We start from the raw sequence: 22,762 nt of genomic DNA, 5'->3' as shown, positions 1-22,762 counted from the left end.
CAGGTACCTACGCGGCCGACGAACTGCTCTTGCCGGACGAGCCCGACGACGAGGAGGACGACGAAGACGAGGAAGAAGAGGAGGACGACGACGAAGACGAAGAAGACGTCGACGAGGAGTCCGATGAGGAGCAGCCCGACCCGGAGCCCGATCCCGAGCCGCCGGAGGATCCGGCCGCCGTCTTGGACGCCGGTGCGCTGCTCGACGACGACCCGCGGCTGTCGTTGCGGTAGAAGCCGGAGCCCTTGAAGACGATGCCGACCGCGGAGAACACCTTCTTGAGGCGTCCCTCGCAGCTCGGGCACTGCGTCAGGGCGTCATCGGTGAACTTCTGGACCGCTTCGAGGCCCTCGCCGCACTCGGTGCACTGGTACTGGTACGTCGGCACTTGCTTCCTCCTGGCACTCTCACTCGATGAGTGCTAACGACGATCCATAGTGACGTATTCCTCGGGATCAGTCCACCGCCACCGGCGCGCGGTGACCGATGCCACGCGCGACGGTGCGTGACGTGGGCGGCGGGGTGAGCCGTGACCGCAGGGCCAGGAGGGTCACCAGGGCGAGCGCCGTGCCGCCGAGGGGGACGAGGAATCCGGCGCCGTCCCACGCGCGGTCCTCCAGTTGCCCGGCGACCGTGACGGCGGTGGCCTGGCCGAGGGCGACCGCGCCGGTCAGCCAGGTGAACGCCTCGGTACGGCCGCCCTGCGGGACGAGCCGTTCGACGAGGGTGTAGCCGGTGATCAGCGCGGGTGCGATGCACATGCCGACGAGGAGGCCGACCCCGGCGAGCAGGACGGGCGTCTGGGCGGCCCACAGCCCTGAGGCGGTCAGGGTGAGGGCGGCGTACGAGAGGACGAGGCGGCGCTGCGGGGCGGCCTTCCAGGCGATGGCGCCGCACGCGATGCCGGAGAGCATGTTGCCGGCCGCGAAGACGCCGTACAGGACGCCGGTCAGGCCGGGCTCGCCCATCGACTCGGTGAACGCGGCGAGCGAGACCTGCATGCCGCCGAAGACCGCCCCGATGCCGAGGAACGTCACGATGAGGACCCTTACGCCGGGTACCCGCAGTGCGGAAACGTGCTCCACGCGTGCGTGGCCGTCGCCGTCCGCCCGCGTGGGCCGTGGCTGGGTGGCCTTCTGGGCGGCGAACAGGAGACCGCCCACGAGGGTCAGTGCGGCCTCGGTCACGAGTCCGGCCGCCGGGTCGACGGTGGTGCACAGGGCGGTCGCGAACAGGGGTCCCAGGACGAAGGTGAACTCGTCGGTGACGGACTCGAAGGCGGCGGCGGTCGTCTTCAGGGGCGAACCCTGGAGCTTGACGCCCCAGCGGGCGCGCACCATGGGCCCGATCTGGGGGACCGAGGCGCCGGTGGGTACAGCGGCTGCGAACAGCGCCCACAGGGGGGCGTCGGAGAGTGCCAGCGCGGTCAGGGCGAGGACGGACGCGGTGTGCACGAGGACACCGGGGAGCAGGACCGCGCGCTGCCCGAATCGGTCGGCGTACTTCCCGGTGAGGGGCGCGAACAGTGCCATGGAGACGCCCGTGACGGCGGACACGGCGCCGGCCGCCCCGTACGACCCGGTGGTGTGCTGGACCAGCAGGACGATCGAGATGGTGAGCATCGCGAAGGGCTGGCGTGCGGCGAAGCCGGGGAGCAGGAACGTCCAGGCGCCGCGGGTGCGCAGCAGTTGCCCGTAGCCGGGGCGGGACGGCTTCGTGGTGACCGTGGATGCCACGGCCCGTGCCTTTCTGCCGCCTGGTGGCGCGCCCGGGGTGCGGGGGTGCCGAGAGCTGTCCTCTTGCGCGGAACTGCGGTAGATACCGGGCCCCGTGCCGGGCACCACGGCCGCCATACGGTAGCGCCAGCTCTGCGTCAGGCAGAGTTGGTTCGATCAGGGTGTGCCTGCATCGTACAGGGGGATGAGCGACCTCACCTGCGCTTCGGTGAGGTGAGGTGCTCATCACCTGCGATCCCTGGGACCAGGGCACCCGCGGCACCCGAAATCGCGGCGCCCGGAATCACGGCACGCGGACAGGGGGCGCCCGGACCCGGGCCCCGCTGTCAGCGGCTCGCCGACGACCCCGACCCGAGCCACCCGGCGAGCTTGCCCCCGTGCCCCACGGCCCGCAGCCGCGCCTCGGCCGCGTCCCGTACCGGATCGGTCGCGACGACGAGGAGTTCGTCGCCGCGGCGCAGCACCGTCGAGGGCGCCGGTACGAAGGACTTGCCGTCGCGGACGACCAGGGTGACGGCGGCGCCCGGGGGCAGCCGCAGTTCGCCGACCTCCACGCCGTGCATCCGTGATCCCTTGGGGATGGCCACCGACAAAAGGTGGCCGCGCAGCCGCTCCAGGGGCGCCGACTCGATGCCGAGGTCGGCGGCCTCCGTGGCGTCGCCGAGGCGCAGTTTCCGGGCCAGCCAGGGCAGTGTGGGGCCCTGGATCAGGGTGTAGACGACGACCAGGACGAAGACGATGTTGAAGATGCGGCGGCTGTCCGGGACGCCGTTCACCATGGGGATCGTCGCCAGGATGATGGGGACGGCGCCGCGCAGTCCGGCCCAGGACATGAGGATCTTCTCGGGCCAGGGCACCCGGAACGGCAACAGACTGATCACGACTTCCAGGGGCCGTGCCACCGCCGTCAGGACCAGCCCGATGATCAGCGCGGGCAGCGCGTCGTCCAGGAGGTCGTGCGGGGTGACGAGCAGGCCGAGCAGGACGAACATGCCGATCTGCGCGATCCAGCCGAGGCCCTCCGCGAAGCCTCGGGTGGCGGGCCAGTGCGGCAGTTTGGCGTTGCCGAGGACCATCGCGGCGAGATAGACGGCGAGGAAGCCGCTGCCGTGGACGAGCGCACCGGCCGCGTACGCGGTCACGGCGATGGCCATCACGGCGATCGGGTAGAGGCCGGACGCGGGCAGGGCGACGTGCCGCAGTCCGTAGGCGCCGAGCCAGCCGACGGCGAGGCCGATCGCCGCACCGATCGCCAGCTCCAGGGCGATCTCGCCGACGAGGACGTACCAGTGCTCGATGGGGCCCGCGGTCGAGAAGGCGACCACCAGGATGACGACAGGGGCGTCGTTGAACCCGGACTCGGCCTCCAGAACACCCGTCACGCGCGCGGGCAGTGGCACTTTGCGCAGCACGGAGAAGACGGCCGCGGCGTCCGTCGACGACACCACCGCGCCGATGATGAGTGCCTGCCGCCACTCCAGCCCGACCAGGTAGTGCGCGCCTGCCGCCGTGATGCCGACGCTCACCGCGACGCCGACCGTCGACAGTGCGGCGGCTGCGGGCAGGGCGGGTTTGATCTCCTTCCACTTGGTGCCCAGGCCGCCTTCGGCCAGGATCACCACCAGGGCGGCGTAGCCGATCACCTGGGTCAACTCGGCGTTGTTGAAGGACAGGTTGCCGATGCCGTCCTGGCCCATGGCAACGCCGATGCCGAGGTAGACGAGCAGGCTCGGGAGCCCGCTGCGGGACGAGATACGAACCGCCGCCACTGCGATGAGCAGCACGAGCGAGCAGATGAGCAGAAGCTGGTTGAGGTGGTGGACAGTCAGGAGCCGAATCCTTCCTGCGCGCGCATCAGATATTACTTCGTTACCTTACCTAATCGTTAACGCTTTCTTGACGCGTCCGAACGTCCGTACGGAACTGGCCCCTTGCTTTCCTTACTCCGCGTCCGGCTCCCACAAGCCCTGCGCCTATGGTTGCTCCAGCGCTCCCGTGATCGCGCCTCCCGCTCAGACCGCCCTGCCGCTCGCGAAGGACAGCAAGGACAGCGATGCCCGCCAACACCACCGCCTCCTCCGGCCAGCAGCCCGCCACGTCCGGCAGGAAGAACGGCAGGAAGAAGGGGCGCAGAGCCCGTCTGTTCGTGATCGTCCTGGCTCTGGCCATCGTGGTCGGTGTGGGGTACGGCGCGTACTGGAGCATCAGCACCGTGCGGTCCTCCTTCCCGCAGACCAAGGGTTCGATCAAGCTCGACGGGCTGGCCGGTCCCGTCGACGTGAAGCGGGACGGGAACGGCATTCCGCAGATCTATGCCTCGTCGGACGAGGACCTGTTCATGGCGCAGGGCTATGTGCAGGCACAGGATCGCTTCTGGGAGATGGACGTCCGCCGGCACACGACGTCCGGGCGGCTGTCCGAGATGTTCGGCAAGAGCCAGGTCAAGACGGACGAGTTCCTGCGCACGCTGGGCTGGCAGCGGGTCGCGCAGGAGGAGTACGACAGCAAGCTCTCGTCGGACACGAAGAAGTACCTCCAGGCGTACGCCAAGGGTGTCAACGCTTATCTCGCGGGCAAGGACGCCGCCGACATCTCCGTCGAGTACGCGGCCCTCGGCTTCACCAACGACTACGCGCCGCAGGAGTGGTCCCCGGTCGACTCCGTCGCGTGGCTCAAGGCGATGGCGTGGGACCTGCGCGGCAACATGCAGGACGAGATCGACCGCTCCCTGCTGACCAGCCGCCTCGGCCCGTCGCAGATCGAGGACCTGTACCCCGAGTACCCGTACGACCGGAACAAGCCGATCGTGCAGGAGGGTGCCTACGACTCCGTCACGAAGTCGTACGAGCCCCAGGGCGCCACCGGGACGCAGTCGGGCGACGGAACGACGGGCGACGGCCTCACGGGCGCCACGGACGCCGCTGCGGGCTTCCAGAGCCAGCTTGCGGGCCTCTCCGATGCCCTCGACGCGATCCCGTCGGTGTTCGGCCCCAGCGGCAACGGCATCGGCTCCAACTCGTGGGTCGTCTCCGGCGCCCACACCATCACCGGCAAGCCGCTCCTCGCCAACGACCCGCACCTCGCGCCTCAGCTCCCGTCGCTGTGGTACCAGATGGGCCTGCACTGCCGTGACGTCACCGACAGCTGCCAGTACGACGTGTCCGGCTTCACGTTCTCCGGCATGCCCGGCGTGATCATCGGCCACAACCAGGACATCACCTGGGGCATGACGAACCTGGGCGCCGACGTCACCGACCTGTACCTGGAGAAGTTCACCGGGAACGGCTACCAGTTCGACGGCAAGGTGCTGCCGTTCAAGACCCGCAAGGAGGTCATCAAGGTCGCCGGGGGCAGCAGCAAGACGATCACCGTCCGCGAGACCAACAACGGCCCCCTGCTCTCCGACCGCGACAGTGAACTCGTCAAGGTCGGCAAGAAGGCCGGCGTCACCAGCGTCGCCCCCGACCGCGGCGACGGCTACGGAGTGGCCCTGCGCTGGACCGCCCTGGATCCCGGCCGCTCCATGGACGCCGTTTTCGAGATCAACAGGGCGAAGAACTGGACGGAGTTCCGCAAGGCCGCCACCCACTTCGAGGTGCCCTCGCAGAACCTCACCTACGCCGACGTCGAGGGCAACATCGGCTACCAGGCGCCCGGAAAGATCCCCACGCGCGCGAAGGGCCACGACGGCTCGCTGCCCGCGCCCGGCTGGGACGCCAAGTACCAGTGGACCGGTTTCATCGACCAGTCCGAGCTGCCCTACGAGTACAACCCGAAGCGCGGCTACATCGTGACCGCCAACCAGGCCGTCGTCGACAAGGACAAGTACCCCTACACGCTCACCACGGACTGGGGTTACGGCGCGCGCAGTCAGCGGATCACCGATCTCATCGAGTCGAAGCTCAAGGGCGGCGGCAAGATCTCCACCGAGGACATGCGGCAGATGCAGACGGACAACAGCAGCGAGATCGCCGAGCTGCTGACGCCCAAGCTGCTCAAGATCGACGTGTCCGACCCGCACGTACGGGAGGCGCAGAAGCTCCTGGAGGGCTGGAACTACACCCAGACCTCGGACTCGGCCGCCGCCGCGTACTTCAACGCCGTGTGGCGCAACATTCTCAAGCTCGCCTTTGGTAACAAGCTGCCCAAGGAACTGCGCGTCGAGGGGCAGTGCCTGAGCGTCGAACCCGCCGACAACACCGGGCCCGCGGACGAGGACCGGCGGGTGCGCGAGTGCGGTGAACGGGCCGCGGACTCGGCGCAGCCCGACGGCGGCGACCGCTGGTACGAGATCGTGCGCAAGATCCTCAATGACGAGAACAACGACTGGTGGAAGGCGCCGGCGACCCGTACCGACCCCGAGACGAAGACGCGTGACCAGCTCTTCGCGCGGGCCATGGAGGACGCCCGCTGGGAGCTGACCGCCAAGCTCGGCAAGGACATCGACACCTGGAGCTGGGGCCGCCTGCACCGGCTGACCCTGAAGAACCAGACCCTCGGCACCGAAGGCCCCGGCTTCCTCAAGTACGCGCTCAACCGCGGCCCGTGGAACCTGGGCGGCGGCGAGGCGGCGGTCGACGCCACCGGCTGGAACGCGGCCGGCGGCTACCAGGTGATCTGGGTGCCGTCGATGCGGATGGTCGTCAACCTCGCCGACCTCGACAAGTCCAAGTGGATCAACCTGACCGGCGCCTCCGGGCACGCGTACAACGCGCACTACACCGACCAGACGGACAAGTGGGTCAACGGCGAACTCCTCGACTGGTCGTACACCGAGAAGGCCGTCGACGGGACCACGCAGGACACGCTCGTCCTGCAGCCCTGAGCGCCGTCCCCGCCGTCCCTGTCGGCACGCCCTCGCGTGTCCTGTTCGTGAAAAGGCCCCGCACGCGCGCGTGCGGGGCCTTTCCGGGTGTGTCCGGCGGAGAGTTGCGTGGTGCTACCGGGAGAGCGAGCCGCTGGTGCAGTTCTGGACGACGGACGCGGGCTCCGAGACGGTCGGCAGGCCGCAGGTCCTGACGACCTCCAGACCGCCCCTGGCGGCGGTGGCAAGGCCGTCCGACGAGACGGGTCCCGCGCTCGCGAGCCCGTCGGCCAGAGCGGGAGCGGCACCGGTGGAGAGCAGCGCGCCCACGGCGAGCGCGGCGGCGGTGGAGAACGTACGGATCGTGTGAGTCATGCCCGGCCAACCGCGTACGGGGCCCCGGGGGCACGCGAACTCATCCGTCCGGGCGGGCCCGTCAACCCCGCTGAACGGGCCCGTCCGCCGCGCCGCGCCCGAACCGCCGTACCCCCGAAGGGGTCACCACCGCGTGCACCGGCCGGTCGTGCGCCGCGTCGGGCACCCGCGCGACGATCTCCGAGTCGTACAGGAGCACCACGCGCGCGGGATCCGCGCCCGCCCGCTCCAGGCGGGCCAGGACCCGGTCGTAGGAGCCGCCGCCGCGCCCCAGACGCATTCCGCGGCCGTCCACGGCGAGCCCCGGCAGCAGCACCGTGTCGGCCGTCAGGACCGCGTCGGGACCGAGCCGGGCGCCGCCCGGCTCCAGGAGCGTGAGCCGGCCCGCCCGCTCCACGCGCACCAGCGAGTCCGGCCCGTCGTACGCGCCCCAGTCCAGGTCGTCGTCCGGCAGCAGGACCGGCAGCAGAACGCGCACCCCGCGCGCGTGGAGGTCGTCGAGGAGCGGACGGGTGCCCGGTTCGGCGCCCACCGACACATACGCGGCGACCGTGCGGGCGCCCGACAGCTCCGGAAGCTCCCGCGCGCGCGTGGCCAGGACCTGCGATGTCTTGTGGACGTCATCCTCCGTCAACCCGTTTCTCACCCCGAGGAGCTGTCGCCGCAACATTCGCTTGGCAGACTCGGGACCGCTGTCCTTCGGGTTTCCGCTGGTCGGGCCCATGGTGGATACAAACTCCTCTCAATGCGCTCATATGTGAGCCAATTATCCGGAGCCACAGATTCCACACATAGGCACCGGTTAGGGTGACGGGCATGACTGAGTCGCACCCCAGGATCGCCCCCAGGATCACCAAGGCTGTCATCCCCGCAGCGGGACTCGGCACGCGATTCCTGCCCGCCACCAAGGCCACGCCCAAGGAAATGCTGCCGGTCGTCGACAAGCCGGCGATCCAGTACGTGGTCGAAGAGGCCGTCTCCGCGGGGCTCGACGACGTCCTCATGGTCACCGGCCGCAACAAGCGCCCCCTTGAGGACCACTTCGACCGCAACTACGAGCTGGAGTCCGCCCTCACCAAGAAGGGCGACCGGGCGCGGCTCGCCAAGGTCCAGGAGTCCAGCGACCTCGCGACCATGCACTACGTCCGCCAGGGCGACCCCAGGGGCCTCGGCCACGCCGTCCTGTGCGCGGCGCCGCACGTGGGCCACGAGCCCTTCGCCGTCCTCCTCGGCGACGACCTGATCGACCCCCGCGACCCGCTCCTCGCGCGCATGGTCGAGGTCCAGGAACAGCGCGGCGGCAGCGTCATCGCGCTCATGGAGGTCGAGCCCGAACAGATCCACCTCTACGGCTGCGCCGCCGTCGAACCCGCGGGCGACACCGACCTCGTCAAGGTGACCGGACTCGTCGAGAAGCCCGACCCGGCGGACGCCCCCAGCAACTTCGCCATCATCGGCCGCTATGTCCTCGACCCCCACGTCTTCGACATACTGCGTACGACCGAGCCCGGACGCGGCGGCGAGATCCAGCTCACCGACGCCCTCCAGCAGCTCGCCGCCGACGAGAAGGTGGGCGGCCCGGTGCACGGCGTCGTCTTCAAGGGCCGCCGCTATGACACCGGTGACAGGGGCGACTACCTGCGTGCCATTGTCAGACTCGCGTGCGAACGTGAAGACCTGGGCCCGGAGTTCCGGACCTGGCTTCGCCGTTACGTCACCGAGGAGATGTAGCCCTGTGAGCAGTTCCACCGTCCCCGTCGCCGGGCCGGAGCACGTCTGGTCGGTGACCGAGCACCTGGAGGACATCCTCGGCACCGTCCGCCCCCTGGAACCCATCGAACTGCAACTCCTCGACGCCCAGGGCTGCGTCCTCGTCGAAGACATCACCGTGCCGCTCTCCCTGCCGCCCTTCGACAACAGCTCCATGGACGGGTACGCGGTCCGGGCCGCCGACACCGTCGGCGCGAGCGAGGAGTTCCCGGCCGTCCTCACGGTCGTCGGCGACGTCGCCGCGGGCCAGGCCGACGCGCCCGAGGTCGGCCCCGGCGAGGCCGCCCGCATCATGACCGGCGCCCCGCTGCCGCCCGGCGCCGAGGCCGTCGTCCCCGTCGAGTGGACCGACGGAGGACTCGGCGGCGGACCCGTCTCCGGGATGCGCGCCCACAGCGCGGCCCCCGAAGGCGCCTCCGGACAGGTGCACGTCCACCGCGCGGCCGAGGCCGGGGCGCACGTCCGCACGCGTGGCAGCGACGTCCGGGCGGGCGACCGCGCCCTGGACGCGGGCGCGGTGCTCGGCGCCCCGCAGATCGCCCTGCTCGCCGCCGTCGGCCTCGGCAGCGTCCGGGTGCGCCCCCGCCCGCGCGTGGTGGTGCTCTCCACCGGCAGCGAACTCGTCCAGCCCGGCGAGCCCCTGGCCGACGGACAGATCTACGACTCCAACAGCTTCGCCCTCACCGCCGCCGTCCGCGACGCCGGCGCCATCGCCTACCGCGTGGGCGCCGTCGCCGACGACGCCGAGACCCTGCGCGCCACCATCGAGGACCAGCTCGTCCGCGCCGACCTCGTCGTCACCACGGGCGGAGTCAGCGTCGGCGCGTACGACGTCGTCAAGGAAGCCCTCTCCCACGTCGGCGACGAGGACGAGGCGGGCAGCGGCATCGAGTTCCGCAAACTCGCCATGCAGCCCGGCAAGCCCCAGGGCTTCGGCTCCATCGGCCCCGACCACACCCCGCTGCTCGCGCTCCCCGGCAACCCGGTGTCGTCGTACGTCTCCTTCGAGCTGTTCGTACGCCCCGCGATCCGCACCCTCATGGGCCTGCCCGACGTCCACCGGCCCACCGCGCGCGCGGTGCTGCGTACCGACAAGGCGCTCACCTCGCCCGCGGGCCGCCGCCAGTTCCTGCGCGCGCGCTACAGCGCGGCCGACGCCACCGTGGAGCCCGTCGGCGGCTCCGGATCGCACCTCGTCGCCGCGCTCGCGCACGCGGACGCGCTGATCGTCGTCCCCGAGGACGACACCTCCGTGGAGCCCGGCACCGAGGTCGAGGTCGTCGTCCTCGGCCGGCCCGGCCCGATCGGCTGAACCGGAAACGGCATCCCCGCGCGCGGGGACGTACCGGTGGGAGCCGCGCCCCTGCGGTCCTGCCAGGCCGGACGGCCCCCGCGCGCGGTACCGTGTCGCGCACACAGGTCCAGCGCGCCGCACCGCGCGGGGCCCGGACCGGGAGCGCCACAGCGATGACTGCGATTTCCCGGGGGGACACCCCCGGAACGCCCAAGCAGGACCCGAACCCTGAACAGGACGCGAGTCTTGAGGGGGGCCGGCTGACCCACATCGACGCGGCGGGCGCCGCCCGCATGGTCGACGTGACCGACAAGAACGTCACCGCGCGCACCGCACGCGCCAGCGGACGGGTCCTCGTCTCGCCCCGCGTGATCGAGCTGCTGCGCGGGGAAGGGGTCCCCAAGGGTGACGCCCTCGCCACCGCGCGTATCGCGGGCATCATGGGCGCCAAACGCACCCCCGACCTCATCCCGCTCTGCCACCCCCTGGCCGTCTCCGGCGTCACCGTCGACCTGGCCGTCGCCGACGACGCCGTCGAGATCGTCGCCACCGTCAGGACCACCGACCGCACGGGCGTCGAGATGGAAGCCCTCACCGCCGTCAGCGTGGCGGCGCTCACTGTCGTCGACATGGTGAAAGCCGTCGACAAAGGCGCGGTCGTCACGGACGTACGCGTCGAGGAGAAGACCGGCGGGAAGTCCGGCCACTGGAGCCGGGCGTGAGGGCCCATGACGTCGGGGGAGCACGCCACCCCCACGAGACACCGGCCCCAGAGGGCGCCGGCGGAGCCGCGCAGCCGGCGGGTCCGTACCGGGCTCTCGTCGTGACCGCGTCCAACCGTGCCGCGTCCGGCGTCTACGCCGACCAGGGCGGCCCCGTGATCGCCGAGGCGCTCACCGCGCTCGGCTTCGCCACCGACGGCCCTCGCGTCGTCCCCGACGGCGACCCCGTCGAACGGGCCCTGCGGGACGGCGTGGCCGCCGGGTACGACGTGATCCTCACCACCGGCGGTACCGGCATCTCACCCACCGACCGCACCCCCGAGGCGACCCGCCGCGTCATCGATTACGCGGTACCGGGCATTCCGGAGGCCATTCGCGCGTTCGGAAGGGAGAAGGTGCCGACAGCGGCGCTCTCCCGGGGCCTGGCGGGGGTCGCGGGACGCACGCTGATCGTCAACCTGCCGGGCTCCACCGGCGGCGTACGGGACGGAATCGCCGTACTGGAGCCCCTGTTGACCCATGCCGTGGACCAGCTCCGCGGCGGAGACCACCCCCGGCCCACCCCGGGAGCCCCGGGGAGCCCTGGATCCACGGGGAGCGCACGCTGAACAGACCCACCTGGCCGGTCGAGCTGGTGGACGGCGATGTCGTCCTCCGCCCGATAAAGCTGCGCGACCAGCGCACCTGGCGCGAGGTCAACCGGCGCAACCGCGACTGGCTGCGCCCCTGGGAAGCGACCATTCCGCCGCCCCCGCCGACCGGTCCCATCGCCCACCGGCCCACGTACCGTCAAATGGTGCGCCATCTGCGCGCGGAGGCGAACTCCGGCCGGATGCTGCCCTTCGTCATCGAGTACCAGGGGCGCCTGGTCGGGCAGTTGACGGTCGCCGGGATCACCTGGGGCTCGATGTGCTCGGGCCATGTCGGGTACTGGGTGGACGAGGCCGTCGCGGGCCGCGGAGTGATGCCGACCGCCGTCGCCCTCGCCGTCGACCACTGCTTCCGCACCGTCGGTCTGCACCGCATCGAAGTCTGCATTCGCCCCGAGAACGTGCCCAGCCGCAGAGTCGTCGAGAAACTCGGATTCCGTGAGGAAGGGCTGCGTCCACGTTATCTCCACATCGACGGCGGCTGGCGTGACCACCTGGTCTTCGCCCTCACCGCCGAAGAGGTACCGGAAGGGCTGCTGCGCCGCTGGCACCAGGCCCGCACCCGGAACACCCCGCGGAACACCGCCTGAGCCCCGGACACCCTCGAAAATAAAATAAATGTTCGAAATGGAGCCTGGAACGGTCAGCAAAGGACCTCTGAGGGTTAATTTCGTGCCCGGATCGACCCGCTGATCGCATCAGTCGCAAAAAAAGCTCGGAATATCAGCCAGATCGTGCGACACACCGGCTCAATTGGCAGATGGCCTCACGCAAACCCCTCTACCGTGTGAGGCGTGAGCAGCAGCGGCCTCATCTACGCAGTCATCGTCGGGGCCTGGGCCGCCTACTTGGTGCCGATGTGGCTCCGTAGGCAGGACGAGCTGAACGAGGCCCGTCCTACGGAACGTTTCAGCACCGCCATCCGGCTGCTGTCCGGACGGGCGGGCATGGAGCGCCGATACGCCAAGGACCTGCGGGCACGCTCGACCGACCAGGACGAGTCGCCCGCCGACCCGCACGGTGACCCGGACCACGGTCCGGACCGGACGCCGGACGTCATCACCGACTCGGTGGACGTCCGGTCCTTCGCCATGCCCCCGAACGCCCCGCGCGCGAACGCCCCACGCAAGGAGCAGGCCGCGGCGCGGGAACCGCAGCGGGGAGTGGTGCGGGCGCGCGTCCCGGCGAAGGCGCCGTCCCCGACGCCTCCCGCGCCCCCGTCCGCGCAGGAGCCGGGGCCGCAGGCGCGTAAGTCTCAGCCGGACGCATCCCCCCAGCCCCAGCGCCGGCGCCCGCAGCACCCGGGGCAGCCGCAGCCGCAGCCTCAGTCCAAGCTCCGGCCGAAGTCCGATGCCGCCGCGCCCTCCGTGCCTCCCGCGCGCGAGGAGTCGCCCGCGCGGCGCCGCGCGGCTGCCGAGGCTGCAGCACGCGCCCGGCGCTCGAAGGTGCTCGCGCGCCGGCGCCGCACCACCGTGCTGCTGTTCCTCGCCTTCACGCTGGGCGCGATCGTCGCGGCGGTCGGCGGGCTCGCGTTCCTCTGGGTGCCCGCGGTACCGGCGGTCCTGCTCAGCACGTACATCGCGTATCTGCGGAGCCAGGAGCGGCGCCGCTTCACGTACACGATGGACCGCCGCCGCGCCGAAGACGCGGCGCAGCGGCTGCGTGAGCGTGAGCGGCACCCGCGCCGGCGCCCGCAGGCTGAGGCGCCCGTCGCCGACGAGCCGGAGGAGGCCCCTGCGCCGACGACCGACACCGGCCTGTCGGCGCTGGCCGCCGACCGCCGCGCGCTCGTCGAGCAGACCGACCACGCCGAGTGGGTGGACCAGCAGCGCGAGCGCCAGCGCGGCCCCGGGCACGGCGACAGCTGGGACCCGGTGCCGGTGCCGCTGCCGACCTATGTGACGGCACCGGTCGCCCCGCGCGCGACGGGCGGCGTCGACCTCGGCGCACCGGACGCGTGGAGCGCGGCGCGGTCCAGCAGCGTGGAGCCCACCGCGAACCGGGATGAATCGGGCGTCGCTGCCGACCCGGACGCCGACAGTGACGGTGACCCTGACGCCGACGGCTGCCCCGACGAACGCAGTGACGCGCGTCGCGCCGCCTCCGCGCGGCGCTCGCGCGAGCGGGGGCGTACGCCGCTGTTCGACCAGTACGACGACGCCGACCGGCGCCGCGCCGCCAACGAATAGCGCACGCCACGGACGCGCACCGGAAGCACACCGGTCGCGCAGCGACGCGCCCCGGACCCCTCCGCCGACCAGGTCGGAGCGCCCTCCATCGGATTTCCGAGCACCGCGACGGGGATGCTAGAGTTTCACTCGTTGCAAGGGCCTGTGGCGCAGTCTGGTAGCGCACCTCGTTCGCATCGAGGGGGTCTGGGGTTCAAATCCCCACAGGTCCACGCACATACAAGATCCCGTCCGATCTCATTGATCGGGCGGGATCTTTGCGTGCGCGGAGCGCGTTGGAACTGTGGGGGAGCCGGACGGGGAGGAACGCGTGGTGGCGGTGAAAGGGCAGGCGCTGTATCGGAGAGTGGCGGCGGATCTGGGGCGCGAGATCGGGGACGGGCGCTACGGCTCCGGGGGACGGCTGCCCGCCGAAGGTGAACTCGCCGAGCGGTACGGCGTTTCCCGGGGTACGGTCCGTCAGGCCATGGCGGTGCTGCGGGCCGAGGGCCTGATCGCGTCCCGGCGCGGCACCCGGCGCGTCGTGATCGGCGTGCCACGGCCGCAGAGCTTCGGTGAACTGCTCAGCTTCACCCGCTGGGCACGCTCGACCGGCGAGGAACCCGGCGGCCGGATAGTCGCCGCCGCGACCGGCGCCGCCGACACCACCGAGCGCGCGTGGCTGCGCCTGCCCGAAGGCGCCGAGGTCTACCGCGTACGGCGGCTGCGCACCCTGTCGGGGCGCCCCGTGATGGTCGAACGCACCTCCTATCCGCCGGCCGTCGGCGAACTGGTCGCCGAGCTGCCGCCGGACACCGTGTCGTACACCCTGGGCCTTGAGGAGCGGGGGGTGCTGTTCGCGGACGCCCAGCACACCATCGACCTGTGCCGGGCCGACGCCGAGGACGCGCGGCTGCTCGGCTGCCGGCCGGGCGACCCGCTGCTGCGCGAGCTGCGGTGCAGTACGGATCCGGCGGGCGCCCCGATCGAATGGTCCGACGACCGGTACCTGCCGGAGACCGTGGCCTTCACCGCGCACAGCTCGGCTGCCACCGGATCGCTGGCCCGCCGCCCGGCCGGCGACATCTGACCCGGGAGCCGCGCCGAGCGCTCCCGCGGATCAGGTGGTTCGCAGCAGGGGGACCAGGAGGGACGTCAGCAGCGGCCGGAAGTGGGAGAAGTCCGGGGCCGACGCGTCGGGGTCCTTGCCCTCGTCGTCCCAGCGGCGCACCGCGACCCCGTCCGCCGCGTACGGATTCGCCTCGTACGCGGCGACCTCCGGCGCGGACATCGGACCGCCCTGCACCTTGAGCGTGTACACCGAGGCCGCCGAGAGCCGGTCGTAGTACGCCGGTTCGACCGCGCACAAATAGCGCTTGGCCGCCACGTGCAGGCGGATCGGCTCGGTGACCTCGGCGCCGAACCAGTCGGACAGCCGGTCCGCGCCGGTGTGGCTGTGCCGGTTGTCGGTGCCCGCCATCAGCTCCTCGCCGCCGACCGGACCCTCGAAGTGGCCGATGTCGTGCAGCAGCGCGGCGGCCACCAGCGCGTCGGGCGCGCCCGCCTCCTCGGCGCGCGCGGCGGCCTGGAGCATGTGCTGCGCCATCGTCACACGCTCACCCAGATAGGCGACCGCGCCCTCGCCCGCGAAGAGTTCGGCCAGCCCGTCCAGGAACTTCTCGCCCGCCGCCGCGCGTTCACGGTGCAGGACGGCGAGCGTGCCGGCCAGGGCGTCGATGTCGGCGTAGGCGCCCTGGAGATGGCGCGCGCCGCTCTCCTCGAAGGCGGTACGGGCGTGCAGCAGCCGGACGTTGTCGAAGATCAGGCAGTCTCCGGGGGAGAGCCGGAAGTCGAGTTGGAGACCGGGGCGGAGGGTGATGGCGGCGAAGGTGCGGTAGGCGCGGTAGAAGGCGTCCAGTTCGGCGGCGGGGAGCCGGAGGGTCGAGAGGGAGCGGTTGTTGAAGCGGACCTCGCGGATCCGGCCGTGCCCGTCCACGTCGATCAGCGGCCGGTCCGCCTCCAGGACGGTCCGGGCGTCACTGAAGCGGAACGGCACGGGGGTTCGCGTCAGCACCGCGAACGCCTCCGGATCCTCGGCCCGCAGCAGCGCGGCGGCCTGGAAGCCGTCCACCAGACCGGAATCGCCGCCGGACGCCGCGTTGGACAGACAGTGCAGCAGTTGGAGGGTGGGCACCGGGTCGCGGTACGGGTTGTCGGTGTGCGGGGTGATACGGGCGCCGGTGAAGGCCAGATTGTTGGGGTCCGGCTCGACGCGTACGTCGAAGAGCTGCCCGTAGTTGGTCTCGCGGACGTAGCCGAAGGTCCGCACGGCTTCGAGTACCTGGCCCTCGCGGCACGGTACGGCGCGCAGCAGGGCGAAGCCGAGGTCGACGACCGACTCCAGTACGTGAGCCTTGACCGCCGGGTCGGTCAGGTACTCCGTCCAGTCCGCCTCGGGGAGGCGGCCGTCCAGGTCGGCGGCGGTCCACAGGGTCTTGCCCGTCTCGCCGCGCCGGTCGCCGGGGTCCGTACCGGGCCGGTTGGCCGCCAGCCAGTGCGTGGAGTACGCCGACCTGTGGCCGTCGGGCGCCCAGTCGACCTCGACGCCGCCGGCGGTCCGCCGGACCGCGCCGAGCGCCAGACCGTCGGGCAGTTCGGTGATCTGGAACAGCTTCTGCCCGTTGCGCGGGTCCCGGCACCGGGGGCAGGGGCAGTTGTCGCGCAGCCACATGAGCGGCAGGCCGTGCAGGGGCTGGTCCTCTACGGAAGGTGACACCTTCATCACTCCCATTCCAAGTTGTATAGCCAACTTCTTCGATGGAGTGACGGTCTCAGGCGTGGGTGTGTGCGGAATGGCGTGCGGCTTGCGTGCCGATGAACCGGGTGGCCTGTGGATAACTCCGGCGATGTCAGGGCCGGCGTCTAAGGTCGTTACATGGGGGTCAACTTGGTGTCGTGGAGCCGGCGGGGCGTGGGGCGGGTTCCGGTGGTTCGTTCGAGGAGGTGACTGCCGTGTGCGGTGTGGAGCGTGTCCTCGGCGCTCGCTGCGGCAATCCCTCTCGGAGATACTCCCTCCGCGAAACCTGTCCCACGACCTGCATATGAGCGGTCAGGCCAGGGGCTTGGCGTAGCAGCGGCTCAGGTTGCTGTCCCGGTAGTGGCCGAACTTCTCGCAGAGGGTGTAGCCGCTGGAGGCGTACAGGGCCATGGCCTCCGGCTGCATGGTGCCGGTCTCCAGGACCATGCGGATACGGCCTGCCTCGCGGGCGTCGGACTCCAGGGCCGCCAGGATGCGGCGGGCCAGGCCCAGGCCGCGCGCCTCCGGGGTGACGTACATGCGCTTGATCTCGGCGTCGCCGTCCGTGAATCCCTCGGGGTTCGCGTCCTGGGAGCGCCAGCCGCCGGTGGCGAGCGGGGTGTCCTCGTCGTCGTACGCGATGAGGTACAGGCCCCGGGGTGGGACGAACATCGTCGGGTCGAGGGGGGTGGCGTCGCCGTCGTCCCCGTAGCGCTCGGCGTATTCGAGCTGGACGCGGTCGTTGAGCCGGACCGCGTCGGGGTGGCTGAAGGAGACGTTCCGGAGTATCGCGGGAGGAGGTGTCGTCGTCTGTATAGACATGCTGAGTATCGTACTTCTATGCGAAGGGCGGTGAGGGTGGCCGGTCGGCCGTCCCCCGACAGTGTGCCGGTATCGTGCCGGAATGCTCACCGTGACCTCCGTGAATGTGAACGGTCTGCGGGCCGCCGCGAAGAAGGGCTTCGTGGCGTGGCTCGCGGACACCTCCGCCGATGTGCTCTGCCTCCAGGAGGTCAGGGCCGAGCCCGGACAGCTCCCCGACGAGGTGCGGGAGCCCGACGGGTGGCATGTGGTGCACGCGCCGGCCGCCGCCAAGGGGCGGGCGGGCGTCTCCCTCTACACGCGGCGCGCGCCGGACGCGGTACGGATCGGCTTCGGCTGCGCCGAGTTCGACGGCAGCGGGCGGTATGCCGAGGTGGATCTGCCCGGGATCACCGTCGCCAGCCTGTATCTGCCGTCGGGTGAGGTCGGTACCGAGCGGCAGGACGAGAAGGACCGTTTCATGGGTGCGTTCCTGCCGTATCTCCAGGGGTTGCGGGAGCGGGCCGCCGCCGATGGGCGCGAGGTGCTGGTGTGCGGCGACTGGAACATCGCCCACCGCGAGGCCGACCTGAAGAACTGGAAGAGCAACCGCAAGAACTCCGGTTTCCTGCCGGAGGAACGGGAGTGGATCGGGCGGGTCCTCGACGCCGGGGACGGCGGTTACGTCGATGTCGTGCGCGCGCTGCATCCCGATGTCGAGGGGCCGTACTCGTGGTGGTCGTACCGGGGCAGGGCGTTCGACAACGACAGCGGCTGGCGTATCGACTACCAGATGGCCACGCCCCGGCTCGCCGGGAGGGCGCTCAAGGCGTACGTCGAGCGGGCGGCCAGTCATGATCTGCGGTGGTCGGATCATGCACCGGTCACTGTGACTTACGGGGCCTGACGCTGGTCTGCTTCTGGCGCGCCCTTCGCCAGTCGTCTGTCCAGGGCCAGGGACAGTTCCGCCTCGATCACGCTCTTCGCGAGCGGGCGCAACCGTTCCAGGTCGTCCGGTGACGCGTGTTCCAGGACGAGCCTGGCGAACAGGTCCGCCAGGGCGTCCGCGTGGTGGCGTACCCGGGCGCCCGTCTCCAGGACCGCCGCCAGCGGGATGCCCTCGTGGACCAGGGCGGCCGAGACGTCCAGGAGGCGGCGGCTGACGTGCACGATCTCGTCGCCGTCGGTGCCGAGGTAGCCCATGTCGAGGGCGGCGGCGAAGTTCGCCGGGGTGACCTCGCCGGCGAATCGGTCGGCGAGTGCTTCCGGGGTGAGGCGGACCGGGGTTTCCTCGGACGGGGGGCCGATGCCGAGGACGTCGGCGACGTCGCGGCCGTGGTCGAAGGCCTCGGCCAGTTCTGCGATGCCGTTGAGGGTGTGGCCTCGGTCGAGTAGGGCGGCGATGGTGCGGAGGCGGGCCAGGTGGTGGTCGTCGTACCAGGCGATGCGGCCTTCTTTTCTGGGGGGTGGGATGAGGCGGCGTTCGCGGTAGAAGCGGAGGGTGCGGACGGTGATGCCCGCCTCTTTGGCCAGCTCATCGACCCGGTACTCGCGGGGGTTTGCTTGATTTTCCGCCACGGGATCAGACTATGCGGTTCGTTTGTGGCGGGGTTTGCGCAGTTCCCCGCGCCCCTTATTGGGGTGGTGCGGATCGTTGTTTTCTGCGGGTTCGTTGGGGTTTGGTGCGCAGTTCCCCGCGCCCCTTGAGGGGGTGGGGGTGCGGGAGGAATCTTCGTGCGGGTTCGTTGTGGTGTTTTGCGCAGTTCCCCGCGCCCCTTGTGCACCGTTCCCCGCGCCCCTTGTGTGCAGTTCCCCGCGCCCCTTGAAGGTTCGGGGCGTACCGGCGGTAACTTTCTTTGTTCTTTGGCTACCCGTGAGTACGGGGCTGGTCTACTCTCGCCATTGTGCCAGTGGTTACTGGCAGGGTTCTGGGGCTCGGGAGGTATCGCGTGGTGGCGTACGAGCATGTCCGTGTCGTGGTGGTCGGGACCGGGTTCGGGGGGCTGGGGGCCGCTGTGCGGCTTCGGCGGGAAGGGGTGACCGACTTCGTCGTCCTGGAGCGGGCGGGGTCCGTCGGCGGGACCTGGCGTGACAACAGTTATCCGGGGTGCGCCTGTGACGTGCCGAGTCATCTGTACTCGTTCTCGTTCGCGCCCAACCCCGACTGGCCCCGTACCTTCTCCGGGCAGGAGCACATCCGGGCGTATCTGGAGCACGTCAGCGATGTGTTCCGGCTGCGCCCGCACATCCGCTTCGACTCCGAGGTGACGAAGATGCGGTGGGACACCGAGAACCTGTGGTGGGAGGTGGAGACCGTCAAGGGAACCCTCACCGCCGACTTCGTCGTTTCCGCCACCGGACCGCTCTCCGATCCGAAGATCCCTGCCATTCCCGGGATCGACACCTTTCCCGGTCAGGTTTTCCACTCCGCCCGTTGGGACCACGAAGCGGAATTGCGGGGCAAGCGCGTCGCCATGGTCGGTACCGGGGCCTCCGCCATCCAGATCGTGCCCGCCATCCAGCCCGACGTCGCGAAGCTCACCCTCTTCCAGCGCACCCCGCCCTGGGTGATGCCCCGCGTGGACCGCGCCATCAGCGGCGTCGAACGCCGGCTGCACCGGCAGCTTCCGTTCACCACGAAGGCGCGGCGTGGCGTGTTGTGGGGCATCCGGGAACTCCAGGTGCAGGCGTTCACCAAGCACCCCGGCGAACTCGGCCTCGTCGAGCGGCTCGCGAAGCGGAACATGGCCCGCGCGATCAAGGACCCCGCGCTGCGCGCCAAGCTCACCCCGGACTACCGCATCGGCTGCAAGCGGATCCTGCTCTCCAACGCCTACTATCCGGCGCTCGCCCGGCCCAATGTCGACGTCGTCGCCTCCGGGCTCGCGGAAGTGCGCGGTTCGACCGTGGTCGCCGCCGACGGGACCGAGTCCGAGGTCGACGTGATCATCTTCGGTACCGGCTTCCATGTCACCGACATGCCCATCGCCGACCGGGTCGTCGGCGCCGACGGGCGCACCCTCGCCGAGTCCTGGAAGGACGGCATGGCGGCGCTGCGCGGCGCGAGCGCGGCCGGCTTCCCCAACTGGATGACCGTCATCGGCCCCAACACCGGCCTCGGCAACTCCTCGATGATCCTCATGATCGAGTCCCAGTTGAACTACCTCGCCGACTACGTCCGGCAACTCGACGTCCTCGGTGGCAAGGTCGCCCTCTCCGCCCGCCCGGACGCCGTCCGCGCCTGGAACGACAAGGTCCAGGAGCGGATGGAGCGGACCGTGTGGAACACCGGCGGTTGCAGTAGTTGGTACCTCGACGCCGAGGGGCGCAATACGACCGTGTGGCCGGGGACCACCAGTGAGTTCCGGACGGCCACGCGGCGCGTCGACCTCGCCGAGTACGAGGTGATCCGGGTCCCCGAGGCCACGCCGAAGCCTCGGACACCGGCGCGTAAAGGCGCCCGTACCAAGAAGGTGGAGGCGGGGGCGTGAGCCGGCTGACGCATGTGGTGTCGGGGCCGTACGCGCCCCCCGCGCCCGCCCGTGAACTGACCGCCGTCTCCGCCGACGGCGCCCGGCTGCACGTCGAGACGCACGGGCCCGACGGCGCGCCCGCCGTGGTGCTCGCGCACGGCTGGACCTGCTCGACGGCGTTCTGGGCGCGGCAGGTGCGGGACCTCGCCGCCGACCACCGGGTCGTCGTCTACGACCAGCGCGGTCACGGCCGCAGCCCCGCGCCCACCGGGCCCGACGGCTACAGCACGCGCGCCCTCGCCGACGACCTCGTGGCCGTACTCGACGCGACCCTCGCGGCCGGGGAGAAGGCCGTGCTCGCGGGGCACTCGATGGGCGGGATGACGCTCATGGCTGCGGCCGGGAGGGAGGGGTTCCGAGCGCGGGCGGCGGCGGTGCTGCTGTGCAGTACGGGCAGTTCGCGGCTGGTCGCCGAGTCGCTGGTGCTGCCGCTGCGCGCGGGCGCCCTGCGGACCCGGCTGACCCGTTCCGTCCTCGGCTCCCGCGCCCCGCTCGGCCCGGTGACGCCCCTCGCCAAGCGGATCCTGCGCTACGGGACGATGGGCCCCGGATCGTCGCCGGACAAGGTCGAGGCGTGCGCCCGTATCGTGCACGCGTGTCCACGGGCCGTGCGGTACGGCTGGTCGCACGTCCTCGACGCGCTCGAACTCGACGGTGGGGTACGGGAGTTGGTGATGCCGACGGCTGTTCTCGCCGGTACGGCGGACCGGCTGACGCCGCCCGTGCACGCGCGGGGGATCGCCGCCGCGCTGCCGCACTGCGTGGGGCTGACGGAGCTGACCGGGATCGGTCATATGACGCCCGTCGAGGCGCCGGACGCGGTCGGCGCACTGATCCGCGAGCTGGTCTCCACGTATATCCAGGACACCCAGGACACCCAGGACATCCCGGCGAAGGGGGCGGCGTCCGCATGAGCAAGGTGAGCCTTGAAGGGCAGGTCGTGGTTGTCACCGGCGCCGCGCGGGGGGTCGGGGAACTCCTCGCGCGCAAGCTGTCGGCGCGCGGTGCGAAGATCGCGCTGGTCGGTCTGGAGCCGGACGCGCTGAAGCAGGTCGCCGAGCGGCTGCACACCGAGGGCGGCCACTGGTACGCCGATGTCACCGATCACGAGGCGATGGCGCGGGTCGCCGGGGAGGTCAAGGAGCGGTTCGGCAAGGTGGACGTCGTCGTCGCCAACGCGGGTGTCGCGAGCGGTGGTCCTTTCCTCGACTCGGATCCGGTGGCGTGGCGGCGGGTGATCGAGGTCAATCTGATCGGGTCGGCGGTGACCGCGCGGGCGTTTCTGCCGGTGCTGATGGAGAGCCGGGGGTATCTGCTCCAGATCGCCTCGCTCGCCGCGATGACGCCCGCGCCGATGATGACGGCGTACTGCGCGTCCAAGTCGGGGGTCGAGGCGTATGCGCACAGTCTGCGGGCCGAGGTCGGGTACAAGGGGGTGCGGGTCGGGGTCGGGTATCTGTCCTGGACCGATACGGACATGGTGCGCGGGGCGGATCAGGACGAGGTGATGCGGGAGTTGCGGCAGCGGTTGCCGTGGCCGGCGAACAAGACGTATCCGCTGGGGCCGGCGGTGGATCGGATCGTGGCGGGGATCGAGCGGCGGGGTGCGCATGTGTATGCGCAAGGGTGGTTGCGGGCGATGCAGGCCCTCCGGGGGTTTGTGCCGGGGGTTGTCGGGACTGTGGGGCGACGGGAGATGCGGAGGTTTGGGCCTCGGCTGGGGTCTGTCCGGACGGGGTTGGTGGGGGAGGGTGGGGCTGCGGACGAGAGGGAACGTGGGGGGCGGGGGTAGCGGGGTGCGGTGGGGTGGGGGGCGCAGGTACGCCTGGGGTGCCGTGGGATCGGGGGTGCCCGGCACTTTCGGCGCTGTGCCCACCCGTTCCGCCGTGCGGAACGCCTGCCCACAGCTAGGTGGGGGTGAGAGTGGGGCGGGGGCGTCGTGCGGAACGCCTGCCCACGGCTAGGTGGGGGTGCGGGTTGGGGGTGTCGTGTGGTGCGCCTGCCCACGGCTAGGTGGGGGTGTGGGTTGGGGGTGTCGTGTGGTGCGCCTGCCCACGGCTAGGTGGGGGTGTGGGTTGGGGGTGTCGTGTGGTGCGCCTGCCCACGGCTAGG

At 71.0% G+C, this 22,762-nt stretch carries 20 protein-coding genes and 1 tRNA gene; 13 read left to right on the top strand and 8 right to left on the bottom strand.

From position 1 onward, the window contains the following. Positions 1 to 7 precede the first annotated feature (7 nt). From ACIQNU_RS20395 to ACIQNU_RS20385, 3 genes are all read right to left on the bottom strand, one after another. Positions 8 to 388 carry an FmdB family zinc ribbon protein gene (locus tag ACIQNU_RS20395; RefSeq protein ID WP_401368139.1) on the bottom strand — a complete coding sequence of 127 codons (381 nt, stop codon included), beginning with the start codon at positions 386 to 388 and terminating at the stop codon, positions 8 to 10. 67 nt (positions 389 to 455) lie between these two features. Further along, positions 456 to 1,736 (bottom strand): MFS transporter, encoded by a 1,281-nt coding sequence (locus ACIQNU_RS20390; RefSeq protein WP_401368136.1) that lies wholly within the window; start codon positions 1,734 to 1,736, stop codon positions 456 to 458. Positions 1,737 to 2,062: 326 nt separating this feature from the next. Further along, positions 2,063 to 3,565, bottom strand: coding sequence for a potassium/proton antiporter (locus ACIQNU_RS20385; RefSeq protein ID WP_401368954.1), 1,503 nt, complete (start codon positions 3,563 to 3,565; stop codon positions 2,063 to 2,065). A gap of 224 nt (positions 3,566 to 3,789) precedes the next feature. Here ACIQNU_RS20385 and ACIQNU_RS20380 point away from each other — a divergent pair, with 224 nt between their 5' ends. Further along, on the top strand, positions 3,790 to 6,561 hold the full coding sequence (locus ACIQNU_RS20380) for a penicillin acylase family protein (RefSeq protein ID WP_401368133.1): 2,772 nt from the start codon (positions 3,790 to 3,792) through the stop codon (positions 6,559 to 6,561). 114 nt (positions 6,562 to 6,675) lie between these two features. On the opposite strand, the gene ACIQNU_RS20375 is transcribed toward ACIQNU_RS20380, so the two are convergent. Further along, positions 6,676 to 6,915, bottom strand: coding sequence for a hypothetical protein (locus ACIQNU_RS20375; RefSeq protein ID WP_401368131.1), 240 nt, complete (start codon positions 6,913 to 6,915; stop codon positions 6,676 to 6,678). Between the two features lie 61 nt (positions 6,916 to 6,976). After that, positions 6,977 to 7,639: a 5-formyltetrahydrofolate cyclo-ligase gene (locus ACIQNU_RS20370; RefSeq protein ID WP_401368129.1), complete on the bottom strand. Its 663-nt coding sequence runs from the start codon at positions 7,637 to 7,639 to the stop codon at positions 6,977 to 6,979. A gap of 92 nt (positions 7,640 to 7,731) precedes the next feature. Here ACIQNU_RS20370 and galU point away from each other — a divergent pair, with 92 nt between their 5' ends. The 8 genes from galU to ACIQNU_RS20330 all read left to right on the top strand — a co-directional run bounded on the left by galU (position 7,732) and on the right by ACIQNU_RS20330 (position 14,609). Next, positions 7,732 to 8,646 carry a UTP--glucose-1-phosphate uridylyltransferase GalU gene (gene galU / locus ACIQNU_RS20365; protein WP_401368126.1) on the top strand — a complete coding sequence of 305 codons (915 nt, stop codon included), beginning with the start codon at positions 7,732 to 7,734 and terminating at the stop codon, positions 8,644 to 8,646. A gap of 4 nt (positions 8,647 to 8,650) precedes the next feature. Further along, on the top strand, positions 8,651 to 9,997 hold the full coding sequence (gene glp / locus ACIQNU_RS20360; RefSeq protein ID WP_401368124.1) for a gephyrin-like molybdotransferase Glp: 1,347 nt from the start codon (positions 8,651 to 8,653) through the stop codon (positions 9,995 to 9,997). Between the two features lie 155 nt (positions 9,998 to 10,152). Beyond that, positions 10,153 to 10,701: a cyclic pyranopterin monophosphate synthase MoaC gene (gene moaC / locus ACIQNU_RS20355; protein ID WP_401368121.1), complete on the top strand. Its 549-nt coding sequence runs from the start codon at positions 10,153 to 10,155 to the stop codon at positions 10,699 to 10,701. Next, positions 10,686 to 11,309, top strand: a complete 624-nt coding sequence (locus ACIQNU_RS20350) for a molybdenum cofactor biosynthesis protein B (RefSeq protein ID WP_401368951.1) — start codon at positions 10,686 to 10,688, stop codon at positions 11,307 to 11,309. The genes moaC and ACIQNU_RS20350 overlap by 16 nt, the downstream gene beginning before the upstream one ends. Before the next feature lie 26 nt (positions 11,310 to 11,335). Next, a complete protein-coding gene (locus ACIQNU_RS20345; protein ID WP_401368119.1) occupies positions 11,336 to 11,941 on the top strand; it encodes a GNAT family N-acetyltransferase in 606 nt (201 codons plus the stop codon). Between the two features lie 204 nt (positions 11,942 to 12,145). Further along, a complete protein-coding gene (gene glpR / locus ACIQNU_RS20340; RefSeq protein WP_401368117.1) occupies positions 12,146 to 13,540 on the top strand; it encodes a gephyrin-like molybdotransferase receptor GlpR in 1,395 nt (464 codons plus the stop codon). Between the two features lie 138 nt (positions 13,541 to 13,678). Next, positions 13,679 to 13,752: transfer RNA gene (locus tag ACIQNU_RS20335), tRNA-Ala, on the top strand. Between the two features lie 98 nt (positions 13,753 to 13,850). Then, positions 13,851 to 14,609 (top strand): GntR family transcriptional regulator, encoded by a 759-nt coding sequence (locus tag ACIQNU_RS20330; RefSeq protein ID WP_401368114.1) that lies wholly within the window; start codon positions 13,851 to 13,853, stop codon positions 14,607 to 14,609. 30 nt (positions 14,610 to 14,639) lie between these two features. On the opposite strand, the gene ACIQNU_RS20325 is transcribed toward ACIQNU_RS20330, so the two are convergent. Together ACIQNU_RS20325 and ACIQNU_RS20320 are read right to left on the bottom strand one after the other, a co-directional pair. Then, on the bottom strand, positions 14,640 to 16,301 hold the full coding sequence (locus ACIQNU_RS20325; RefSeq protein WP_401368111.1) for a TauD/TfdA family dioxygenase: 1,662 nt from the start codon (positions 16,299 to 16,301) through the stop codon (positions 14,640 to 14,642). A 327-nt stretch (positions 16,302 to 16,628) separates the two neighbouring features. Next, positions 16,629 to 17,138 carry a GNAT family N-acetyltransferase gene (locus ACIQNU_RS20320; protein WP_401368109.1) on the bottom strand — a complete coding sequence of 170 codons (510 nt, stop codon included), beginning with the start codon at positions 17,136 to 17,138 and terminating at the stop codon, positions 16,629 to 16,631. A gap of 82 nt (positions 17,139 to 17,220) precedes the next feature. Here ACIQNU_RS20320 and ACIQNU_RS20315 point away from each other — a divergent pair, with 82 nt between their 5' ends. Continuing rightward, positions 17,221 to 18,024 (top strand): exodeoxyribonuclease III, encoded by an 804-nt coding sequence (locus ACIQNU_RS20315; RefSeq protein ID WP_401368106.1) that lies wholly within the window; start codon positions 17,221 to 17,223, stop codon positions 18,022 to 18,024. Here the strand turns inward: ACIQNU_RS20315 and ACIQNU_RS20310 are convergent. Continuing rightward, positions 18,012 to 18,695: a MerR family transcriptional regulator gene (locus tag ACIQNU_RS20310; RefSeq protein WP_401368103.1), complete on the bottom strand. Its 684-nt coding sequence runs from the start codon at positions 18,693 to 18,695 to the stop codon at positions 18,012 to 18,014. The genes ACIQNU_RS20315 and ACIQNU_RS20310 overlap by 13 nt on opposite strands. A gap of 371 nt (positions 18,696 to 19,066) precedes the next feature. Here ACIQNU_RS20310 and ACIQNU_RS20305 point away from each other — a divergent pair, with 371 nt between their 5' ends. Genes ACIQNU_RS20305 through ACIQNU_RS20295 form a run of 3 tightly spaced genes read left to right on the top strand, consistent with a single transcriptional unit; the run spans position 19,067 to position 22,442 of the window. Further along, on the top strand, positions 19,067 to 20,608 hold the full coding sequence (locus tag ACIQNU_RS20305) for a flavin-containing monooxygenase (protein ID WP_401368100.1): 1,542 nt from the start codon (positions 19,067 to 19,069) through the stop codon (positions 20,606 to 20,608). Next, entirely contained in the window at positions 20,605 to 21,564 is a 960-nt protein-coding gene (locus ACIQNU_RS20300) for an alpha/beta fold hydrolase (RefSeq protein ID WP_401368097.1), read from the top strand. Before ACIQNU_RS20305 ends, ACIQNU_RS20300 begins: the two co-directional genes overlap by 4 nt. After that, positions 21,561 to 22,442 carry an SDR family oxidoreductase gene (locus ACIQNU_RS20295; RefSeq protein WP_401368095.1) on the top strand — a complete coding sequence of 294 codons (882 nt, stop codon included), beginning with the start codon at positions 21,561 to 21,563 and terminating at the stop codon, positions 22,440 to 22,442. Before ACIQNU_RS20300 ends, ACIQNU_RS20295 begins: the two co-directional genes overlap by 4 nt. Positions 22,443 to 22,762 lie beyond the last annotated feature (320 nt).

This window comes from Streptomyces sp. NPDC091292, from assembly GCF_044757265.1.
GTDB lineage: Bacteria > Actinomycetota > Actinomycetes > Streptomycetales > Streptomycetaceae > Streptomyces.
This window is presented reverse-complemented; position numbering and strand designations above follow the sequence as displayed.

Bases quoted from the DNA above. Each gene is read 5' to 3' on its own strand.
- ACIQNU_RS20325 (WP_401368111.1), bottom strand. From the start codon at position 16,301: ATGAAGGTGTCACCTTCCGTAGAGGACCAGCCCCTGCACGGCCTGCCG.
- ACIQNU_RS20380 (WP_401368133.1), top strand. From the start codon at position 3,790: ATGCCCGCCAACACCACCGCCTCCTCCGGCCAGCAGCCCGCCACGTCC.
- ACIQNU_RS20320 (WP_401368109.1), bottom strand. From the start codon at position 17,138: ATGTCTATACAGACGACGACACCTCCTCCCGCGATACTCCGGAACGTC.
- ACIQNU_RS20315 (WP_401368106.1), top strand. From the start codon at position 17,221: ATGCTCACCGTGACCTCCGTGAATGTGAACGGTCTGCGGGCCGCCGCG.
- ACIQNU_RS20370 (WP_401368129.1), bottom strand. From the start codon at position 7,639: ATGGGCCCGACCAGCGGAAACCCGAAGGACAGCGGTCCCGAGTCTGCC.
- galU (WP_401368126.1), top strand. From the start codon at position 7,732: ATGACTGAGTCGCACCCCAGGATCGCCCCCAGGATCACCAAGGCTGTC.
- moaC (WP_401368121.1), top strand. From the start codon at position 10,153: ATGACTGCGATTTCCCGGGGGGACACCCCCGGAACGCCCAAGCAGGAC.
- ACIQNU_RS20295 (WP_401368095.1), top strand. From the start codon at position 21,561: ATGAGCAAGGTGAGCCTTGAAGGGCAGGTCGTGGTTGTCACCGGCGCC.
- ACIQNU_RS20375 (WP_401368131.1), bottom strand. From the start codon at position 6,915: ATGACTCACACGATCCGTACGTTCTCCACCGCCGCCGCGCTCGCCGTG.